Source organism: Asaia sp. SF2.1 (assembly GCF_000505765.1).
In the GTDB taxonomy this organism is placed as follows: domain Bacteria; phylum Pseudomonadota; class Alphaproteobacteria; order Acetobacterales; family Acetobacteraceae; genus Asaia; species Asaia bogorensis.
Genome location: NZ_AYXS01000034.1, coordinates 134,843 through 143,965 on the forward strand (window position 1 = coordinate 134,843; position 9,123 = coordinate 143,965).

A 9,123-nucleotide genomic window follows, 5' to 3' on the forward strand; every position below is an offset into this window, starting at 1 on the left:
GCTTCGAACTGCTCTATCCCGGATATGCTGAGGCACTGGCCCACCACGTCGCACGTGACATTGCGGCCATTTCGCCGGATACCGAAGTGCGTCTGACCGTGCTCGACTTCGACAATCCCTGGGATCTAGAGGAGGTCTATGCCAAGCTTTATGACTTCGCTCTCGCCTATGGTTTCGATGAGGACCGGGAGCGTTACTTCGTCCATCTAACCACAGGCACCCATGTGGCGCAGATCTGCTGGTATCTGCTCACAGAAAGCCGTTACGTCCCGGCGCGCCTGATCCAGATGGAGCCCCCGCGTCCCGATACGGGACCCAACGGGCGTTTGACACTCATCGATCTCGATCTTGCACGATATGACGCAATCAGGCATCGCTTCGAGATCGCCTCTGCCGAACATTCCACCTTGCTGCGTAGCGGTATTTCGGGTGCCGACCCCGCGATTGATCGCCTGATCGGGCGGCTCGAGCAGATAGCCCTGAGGTCAGAGGTCCCCATCCTGATTACCGGCCCGGCGGGCTGCGGCAAGAGCACGCTTGCGGCCAATATTCATGACCTGCGTATCCAGCGCCGTTTGCTGCGCGGGTCGCTCGTTCGGGTGGATGGCAGTCTGCTTGCCACGCAGGATGGCACCGCGTTGCTTCTGGGTCAGAAACGAGGCCTCGGCAGTGCGGCCGGGACCGAACGGGCAGGGTTTCTGGCGCAGGCCCATCGCGGCACGCTTCTGATCGATGGCATGGAAAATGTGCCACAGGCTTTGCGCGACACTCTTTTTCGCGCGGTGGTGGCAAAGCGCTACCGTCCGCTGGGTGGCGAAACCGATCTGGATGCACAGTTCAACCTGATAGCTACGGCGCGGGACGGGGCCGGCATGGAGTCCGTTTTTCCCTGGATTCTACGTCTGCCGCCCTTGCGGGAACGTCTTGCAGATATTGAAGCGGCGTTTGATCACGCGCTTGACGCAGCCGAGCGCCGTTCAGGAACCAAAACCGGTTTCGCTCCGGGCGCACGGGCGCGCTATATGCGTTTTGCGACATCGATCGATGCGGCCTGGTCGGGCAATTATCGCGATCTGTCGGACTCATTGCTCAGGCTATGCACGCTGGCCGAACGTGGTCGTATCACGGTATCCATGATCGACGAGGAAATTGCAGAGCTGTCGGCGCGCTGGCGTCCCGCAAGGCAGGATGCTGCGGGTTCTGTTGCCACGGACGATATGGCCATGCTGGCCGATATCGTTCCGGATCTGGCCGCAATCGATATGTTCGATCGCATCCAGTTGGCTACGGTCGTGCAGATATGCCGCATGTCGTCCAGCCTGTCTGACGCAGGGCGAACCCTGTTTTCTGTCTCTCGTATGCAGCGTTCGAGCCGCAATGATGCAGACCGGTTGCGCAAATATCTGGCACGTTTCGATCTGGATTGGGACGCCGTCAGAAAAGGTGGAAAGACGATCACCTGATCACCAGTATCCTGAACACTGGTGACCATAGCGTCTTGATTCTGGCCCACAGGGGGCTGTCTGCTTGCAACAACTCTAAGCTTGAGGGCGCAGACGCTTCGGGGAGCGTCCGGCAACCATCAGGGGGCAGGCTTATTGCTCCTGTCGCGCAAATGCCTTGATCTGCAAGGCCAGATCGGGGGCCGATCCGTCGATCATCCGTGACAGGCGGCCGTCTTTCGTAATGAGTGCCACGGCCGGAATCTGACGCACACCAAACCGCGTGAAAGCCAGATTATCCCGATCGAGCAGCACGTGAAATCCGGGGCCGTAAAGGGTCTGGAACGGGCCCATGTCTGCAGGCTCTGTCCAGAGCCGTGCCCCCACGACAACCCAGTCTGCCGCGATGTGCCCGACGAGTTTTTGCGCCACGCGACGTGTGTTGACGCAAGCGCGGGCGGTCGACGGGTCCATCGTGGCGAGATAGCTTTCGCACCATGGCGCCGTGAACAGGACAATCTGGGGCTTGTGGCTTCTGGTCGCGCCAGACTGGCGCAGAGGCACCGTGGCACCTGTCGCATCGCTCATTGTGATCTCGGGAACCCGTTCCCCGGTGGTCAGCGGTGGTGTGGGGGTTATGTCGGCGAAGTGGATCTCACCGGCTGTGCGTGGTCTGGCCGATACCCGCTCAAGCGCTGCATCGAGGGCTGGGCCATCCTGATGGCCGAGATAGGCCAGTCGTCCATCGCGGTCGATCAGCACATGCAGGGGAGTCGCACGAATCTGTAGCCAGTCGCTCAGCTTGCCGTCATCCATCACGACCGGCATTGTCAGTCCGGTCTTTTTGACAAAAGCGGCAACCTTGTCCCGGTTTTCCCCAAAGCCGATATCGACGGCAATGACGCTCATGCGTGTCCTGTAGCGCTGATAAAGCGCCTCGAAGCCGGGCATCTGGGCGCGACAGGGAATACAATAGGTCGCCCAGAGCTTGAGATAGACAGGCCCCTTACGAGTCAGTGCCGCGAGGTTAAGCGTCTGCCCGTCCAGCGTTTGCCATTGCAAAGCCGGAATGGCGCGACCAACCATCTTCGACAGGGCCGGATCCTCGGCAATGAACGCTGCTGAGTCAGGAGCAGGCGGTGTGTCGGCTCGCGCCTGACTGGACCCCCAGATTGAAAAAAGAAGGGGAAGGGCCAGAAGGCCGCGTCGGAAACCGGGCATGGTTGATCGTCCTTGTCCTGAAATTGAAAAGGGGAGGGTGCGTGTGCAGCTGGGTGCGCAGAGAAGCGGGGGCTGTGCTCCTGTCAGGGCCCCGTGCCCATCAGGCTCAGGAGTGTCTGACAATCGGCCTCGACCTGCTCGGGGCGTATATTGGCCACGCCCAGCAACACGCCTGACCGGGCGCGTGACCCCTTGGCGCACCACGCTGAGAGAGGCGTAATCCCAAGGGAGGCCGCCCGCGCCTGCTGTGCCAGCCTGGCATCATCATACCCCGAGGGGAGTGGCAGGATGACGGACAGCCCCGCATCATGGGCTACGGGCGCCCGGCAATGCCGCAATGTCTGGTGCAGCAGGTCACGCCGTTGGGTACAGGCTTCGCGTGTGCGTCGCAGATGTCGGAAATAATGCCCTTCGCGCATGAATCGCATCACGGCAATCTGCACCGCGTTATTGGGCGGGGTGGCCAGCCACCAGGCGGTTTCAGTCAGGCGTTTGAGCAAGCTGGGCGGTGCCACGACGAAGCCGAGCCCGACCATAGGGGCAAGTGTCTTGCTGAATGTGCCGATATGGATCACACGATCAGCATGCTCACCCGAGGCCAGGGCCGGGGGCGAGCGGCCGTCCAGATGCAGTTCAGCCAGATAATCGTCTTCGATAATCCAGCCATTGCTTAGCCGCGCCCAGTGCAGCAAGGCACGGCGACGCGCTGCGCTGAGCGAAACCCCCATGGGGGCCTGTTGACCGGGGGTAACAAGCGCGAATGCTGCACCGGGAGCGGTGGCTTGCCCCTGCGCGACATCCAGCCCTTCGTCATCTACAGCAATCGGTACAGGGTGCACACCGGCGCTTTCGAGCGCCATACGCGTGATAGGAAAGCCCGGATCTTCCACCCAGGCCTGTTTACCTGCGCAATCAATGGCACGCAGGACCATGGCAAGCCCACTGCGAAATCCCGTCGTAATCAGGATCTGATCAGGGCTGCAATCCAGCCCGCGGGCCAGAGCAAGGTGAGAAGCCAGTGCGGTCCGTAATTCCGGCAGGCCGCGCGGGTCCATGACACCTGTATTGAGGGCAGAAGCCTGCACAGCCTGCCGATGCAGACGCGCCCAGAGCGTGGCAGGAAACACGTCATGCGCGGGAACACCCATCTGGAATGATAGTGGTCGGGTATCCCTCTGCCGGAAAAGGGCGAGAGACCCGTAACCGGTTTCGTCTTCCAGGCGCGATGCCGCAGCAGATGTCGATGGGTTGGTCGTTTCGGCCTGTCCCATTCGGCCTGGCCATTCCGGCGGGGAGGCTATGCGTGTTCCGGCTGCCCCGGCAGTGTAAAGCAGATCGCGATCGATCAGGCGATCATAGGCCGCACGCACGGTGCCACGGGCGACGCCAAGTTGTGTGGCCAGATCACGCCACGACGGCAGGCGGCTGCCTTCGGGCAAGGCGCCAGAGCGTATGGCGCTTTCGATATGCCCCGCGATCTGCTCGCTCAGGGTCCGTGTGCTCTGCCTGTCGAGTGTGAGTCCCGCGAGCGGGGCCGTGGGTGCGGTCATGCGTGGGAGCCTGTCTCAGACATGTGGCGCCGGGATTTCGCGTGACGACTTGGATGTGGTGCAGGCGGAAAGGACAGGTGAAAGCGTTAACAGGGCGTTCTTCAGGGCCGCGGCTTTCGCGGAGGCATCGCAAAAAGCCGTACCCTGAACGGAAACAATATGCAGGTCATGAAGTCCGATACAGCCTAGAACCGCCCTGAGATACGGGGCAAAAAAATCAGGCTGCTGGGCATCTTCGCCGAGAATAATGCCACCTGCTGCGACACCCACAAGCACAGGCCGGTCCGTCAGCAGGCCCTTCTTGCCTTGAGCACTTAGCGCAACCGTCCGGTTCACGCGCACGACATGGTCCAGCCAGGACTTCAGGGAAGCGGGAACCGTGAAATTATGCACGGGCGTACCCAGCACCAGAATATCGGCAGCCTCGATTTCCCTGATGAGTGTTTCTGACAGGGTAATCGATCCCTGCGCAGCAGGGGGCGTCACATCATCGGGGTGTGCCAGAAGCGCAGCGTAGGGCGCATCGGGCATCGGCAGAGCACTGATATCGCGCCGGACAATGACAGCATCGGGTTCGAGCGCGCGGAGACGCGTCACGATAGCCGCCGAGATGATCCGGCTTTGCCCGTCAGGGCGAGGGCTGCAATCGATATGAAGAATTTGCATCGCTTGGGCACCGCAGGGCGAGAGAAGAAGAGTGATGGTTCTTGGGTCTATCCGCCCTGCGACGACAGGACCAGAAATCTGTTCTTCGCGTGTACCAAGATGGGAGGTCCAGTTGAAAACATCATTCTTCGTCCTGTCCGATGGGGCAGGACCCATGGGAGGAACATCGGGATACATCACCACCGGGAGACAAAAACATGCCGCAGCGTCTGGATTATGAAGCGATTGCCCCGCAGGGTGTCAGGGCACTGGGTGACGTCTATCGCTACATTGCCCGTTCGGGACTCGATGCGCTTCTGGTCGAGTTGATCTATCTGCGCATTTCGCAGATCAATGGCTGTGCCTATTGTCTCGATCTCCATACGAAAACCCTGCTCGAAAAGGGCGTTTCCCCACGTAAACTCGGTGTGCTTCAGGCATGGCGTGAGGTGGAGGTAACATTCAGCGCGCGCGAATGTGCGGCCCTTGCCTGGGCGGAGAGTGTCACCTGCGTGCGAGAGACGGTCATTCCTGACGCTGATTTTCGTGCGCTCTCCGAGGTGTTCTCTGAAAAGGAAATTGTGGACCTGACCATCGCTGTCGGGCTGATGAATCTGTTCAACCGTTTGGCAATCGGTTTCAGGCGCACGAGCAATCAGCTTGGCTCATAAGTCCGGATGCCGCGCTGCAATGGAGCATGATGGCCCCGCGACCTTGCAACAACTTCTAGGGGACACGAGGCTCCTCAATTCAGTGATGGGTGCGCACTGTATAAATATTTTCTGCTGCGTTCCGTCCAGTTTGCACGGAACGCAGCTTGTTACGGTTATTATGTTTCAATGAAATGGTTCTGGAGTGGACAAAAACAACAATCAGCATCAGCAATGAAAGAACCGGTTTGTTCTTTTATTGCTGATCATCGTGACCCGGTCAGAGCGTGCCAGACCCCGCGCCAGAAACGAGCTTCTGCAAGCATGGCCCTGACAACAAGAGGCGGTAATCCGAGATCCTTCAGCTTGTCTGGATCGCCATTTTTGCCGAAGACAAGTCGCATGGCAGCGATCAGGACGGTGCTTTCGCACAGAACGGCAAGGCAGACGCTGATGAAGCGGACCCACCCGATATGAGGGGTTGTACCCTCATCGAAGCTGGGCAGTGTATGGCGCGCTATCCATGCCGGAACCTCCAAGGGCAAGGCTGCGGACCAGGCCACGCATGAGCGTGGGAGGGCGATAGCACACCCAGAGAGTAAGGACGAGCGTGCCTATCCACGTCGCACCAATGAGCGTCTGGTGGGCCGCGCTCATCGGGCAATTCTGAAAACCTGAGAGCCACAGGAACACAGCGATGTAGGACATGACGATAGAGGGATAGAACCAATGCTTGCGCATCAAGGTCATGTGTCACTCCATTGCGGGTCCGTATCGTATCGCCTTCGGTCCGGCAGCGCCAGGATGGTGAGCTTCACAATATCGCTCGACTTTCGGGTTCCAATACGGGTGTCGAGCCGGTCCGGAGATGAACGGCGCGCAATCACTACGGCAAATTGGGGCACCATCTTGTGATGCGTCTGAGTCAGTCATCCCCCCATTGAAGAAGCGGGGCCTATGTACCGCAGAATGTCGCCTGCACGACCTCCTCGGGGCGCGGTGGGGTTTCATAGATTGCATCGTCAACGAAGGGGCGTTCCAGTCGGGAGAGAAGGGCGTGGAATACCGATAAATCACCGCTCTCCGCAGCGTCTATCGCCTCGGCAATCCGATGATTGCGCGGAATGACTGCGGGGTTGATCTGGCGCATGGCATTTTCACGGACAATGGTGGATACGCCTTCCCGTGTGCAACGTGCGTCCCAATCCTGCAGCCATTGCGTCATGGCTGGTGAGTTCCGTGCATCGCATGACAACTCGCGGCGGGTCAGGCGTCGGAAACTCAGTGTCCAATCCAGTTTGTCCTGCTCCAGGATCGCCAGAAAACGCTCGATCAGACCCTTGTCATCCGGTTCGCATGTTGTGAGCCCGAATTTCGAACGCATTCTTTCGAGCCATGCATTTTCGTAAAGCGTGGCAAACGTGCCCAGTGTCTCCTGTGCCCAGGCCAGGGAACGCGCTTCGTCCGCATCGAAGAAGGGAAGCAGGGTTTCGGCGAGGCGGGCCAGATTCCAGCCTGCGAGTTTTGGCTGGTTGGCATAGGCGTAGCGACCGTTACGGTCGATGGAGCTGAATACCCTGTTTTGGCTGTAGACATCGAGAAAGGCACAGGGACCGTAATCGATCGTCTCTCCCGAAATGGCCATGTTGTCAGTGTTCATCACGCCATGCACAAACCCGAGACTCATCCAGTGGGCGATCAGTCTTGCCTGAGCCGCGACCACATTTTCGTAGAGGGCTCTTGCGGGATTTTCGGCTGTGGCTGCGTGCGGATAATGGCGCGTGATTGCCAGATCACAAAGAAATTGCAGCGCCTCATTGTCCTGCCGTGCAGCGAAATACTGGAATGTACCGACACGTAGATGGCTTGCAGCAACCCGTGCGAGAATGGCACCCGGCAGGGGGCGATCACGCCAGACAGTCTCGCCGGTCAGGACAGCCGCAAGGGCGCGGGTCGTTGGAACGCCGAGCGCGGTCATGGCTTCACTGGCGAGATATTCGCGCAAGACCGGCCCGATGGCGGCCAACCCGTCGCCACGCCGGGAGAATGGCGTGGGGCCGGAGCCTTTAAGCTGAACATCGAAAACACGGCCTTGCCGGTCGGCTGCAATCCCAAGCAAATGGGCGCGTCCATCGCCCAGTTGCGGCACGAACTGGCCGAATTGATGGCCAGCATAGGCCTGTGCCACAGGGGCAACACCGTCAGGCCGTGTCTGCCCACCCAGAAAATCGACACCCTCCGGGGTTTCGAGCCATGAGGGGGAAAAGCCCAGCGACTCAGCCAGTGCATCATTCAAGGCAACAAGTTTCAGCGCGGGAAACCTTGCGGGGTCAGCCTGCACGGCCATGGTAGGGGGGAAGGGGGCCGGGCTCAGGGGCAGAGACATGGGACCTCGCTGGTGGGGCCGATACGAAAGCGGCCCTGTTGAAGTGGCACCCGAAACGTCAGGGGTGAAAAGAACAAACTCGCCTTCGATGGAGAGCCCTGTGTCTCATCAGATGGTTTCTCGCGCATTTCAGGCAAGGCAGTCAGGGCTCGAAGAGCGAAACCTGCAAGTTTTTTCGACCCCTCCCTTCCCATTTCATGGCCGGACGTTCAAAACCCCTGCATGTCGACCCACCCCTCTGCCGCCAGACGGATCTTCCACAATGTCAGTTTCCTGACATTGGGGCGCATTGCGACGGCCATATGCAGTTTTGCCTATATCGCCTTTGCCGTGCGGGCGCTGGGGCTGGCGTCGTTCGGCCTGCTGATCCTGATCCATTCTCTGGGCATCATGGCCTCGACCTTCTCGCGCATGCAGTCATGGCAAACGCTCATCCGCTATGGAAATGACCCTTACGCCAGACGCGACCTGGTTCTTCTGCGTCAGATCATCGGGTTCTGTATCAGGCTTGATCTGATTTCCGCGGTGGTGGCGGTCTGTATCGGTGTAATCAGCGTCACGTTTTATGCGCATGTGGCGCACTGGTCGCACTGGGTGACGTTCCTGGCCTATGGCTACGCGCTGATCTGCCCCTTCATGTATACCGGGTGGAGCAATGGCGTTCTGCGCCTGACGGAGCGTTTCCATCTCGTGCCGGTCAGCGATACCTGTACGGCCATTTTCCGTACGGCGGGCACGGCTGTCGGCTATGGGCTGCATCTTGATCTCGGCTTTTTCGTGCTGGTCTGGGCTGGGGCCGTGCTGATGGATTATGGCCTATTCCTGTATTTTGCACTTTCCACCCTGCGTCAGAAAATCGGCCTGCGTCTGCGCTGGCGTGACGTGCTCGGGCAATGGCGCTGGCAATTGCCGGGTATGTGGGCCTTCACCCGCTCGACAAGCATCAACCAGACCCTCGGGGCTGTGTCCGGCCATATCAGCACGCTGGTCGTGGGGTCGTTACTCGGCTCTGCCGAGGCCGCCGTGTTCAGGATCTGCCGCCAGATTGCCGACGGGATCGTCACACCAGCGCAGATGCTTTCGCCTGTGCTTTATCCCGAGCTGGTCAAGATGCGTGACCGGCAGGACTGGAGCGGTCTCAAGCGCCTGACATGGAAGATATTCGGTATCCTCTGCGCTGTTTCGATCGCGCTGCTTCTGGTGGCGGCTTTCTTCGGCGGGCGAATTTT

General features: G+C 59.7%; 8 protein-coding genes. 3 read left to right on the plus strand and 5 right to left on the minus strand.

Translation table 11 applies throughout. The features are described 5' to 3' along the window. Positions 1 to 1,463: RNA repair transcriptional activator RtcR family protein (locus tag P792_RS0119550; RefSeq protein WP_051395930.1), on the plus strand; the 1,463-nt coding region annotated here is incomplete at its 5' end. A gap of 132 nt (positions 1,464 to 1,595) precedes the next feature. Here P792_RS0119550 and P792_RS31825 read toward each other — a convergent pair. The 3 genes from P792_RS31825 to P792_RS31835 form a co-directional block, all read right to left on the minus strand. Beyond that, positions 1,596 to 2,663 carry a thioredoxin family protein gene (locus P792_RS31825; RefSeq protein WP_023979397.1) on the minus strand — a complete coding sequence of 356 codons (1,068 nt, stop codon included), beginning with the start codon at positions 2,661 to 2,663 and terminating at the stop codon, positions 1,596 to 1,598. Positions 2,664 to 2,746: 83 nt separating this feature from the next. Beyond that, positions 2,747 to 4,213: a PLP-dependent aminotransferase family protein gene (locus P792_RS31830; protein WP_023979398.1), complete on the minus strand. Its 1,467-nt coding sequence runs from the start codon at positions 4,211 to 4,213 to the stop codon at positions 2,747 to 2,749. A gap of 15 nt (positions 4,214 to 4,228) precedes the next feature. After that, positions 4,229 to 4,879: an FMN-dependent NADH-azoreductase gene (locus P792_RS31835; RefSeq protein WP_023979399.1), complete on the minus strand. Its 651-nt coding sequence runs from the start codon at positions 4,877 to 4,879 to the stop codon at positions 4,229 to 4,231. A gap of 197 nt (positions 4,880 to 5,076) precedes the next feature. Between P792_RS31835 and P792_RS31840 the strand changes: the two genes are divergently transcribed. After that, positions 5,077 to 5,529: a carboxymuconolactone decarboxylase family protein gene (locus P792_RS31840; protein WP_023979400.1), complete on the plus strand. Its 453-nt coding sequence runs from the start codon at positions 5,077 to 5,079 to the stop codon at positions 5,527 to 5,529. A 468-nt stretch (positions 5,530 to 5,997) separates the two neighbouring features. On the opposite strand, the gene P792_RS37110 is transcribed toward P792_RS31840, so the two are convergent. Both P792_RS37110 and P792_RS31850 read right to left on the minus strand, forming a co-directional pair. Further along, entirely contained in the window at positions 5,998 to 6,258 is a 261-nt protein-coding gene (locus P792_RS37110) for a hypothetical protein (RefSeq protein ID WP_152530241.1), read from the minus strand. A 205-nt stretch (positions 6,259 to 6,463) separates the two neighbouring features. Then, on the minus strand, positions 6,464 to 7,894 hold the full coding sequence (locus P792_RS31850; protein ID WP_031241214.1) for a YdiU family protein: 1,431 nt from the start codon (positions 7,892 to 7,894) through the stop codon (positions 6,464 to 6,466). Between the two features lie 222 nt (positions 7,895 to 8,116). Between P792_RS31850 and P792_RS0119555 the strand changes: the two genes are divergently transcribed. Further along, the coding region (locus tag P792_RS0119555) for a lipopolysaccharide biosynthesis protein (protein WP_031241216.1) at positions 8,117 to 9,123 on the plus strand (1,007 nt) is incomplete at its 3' end.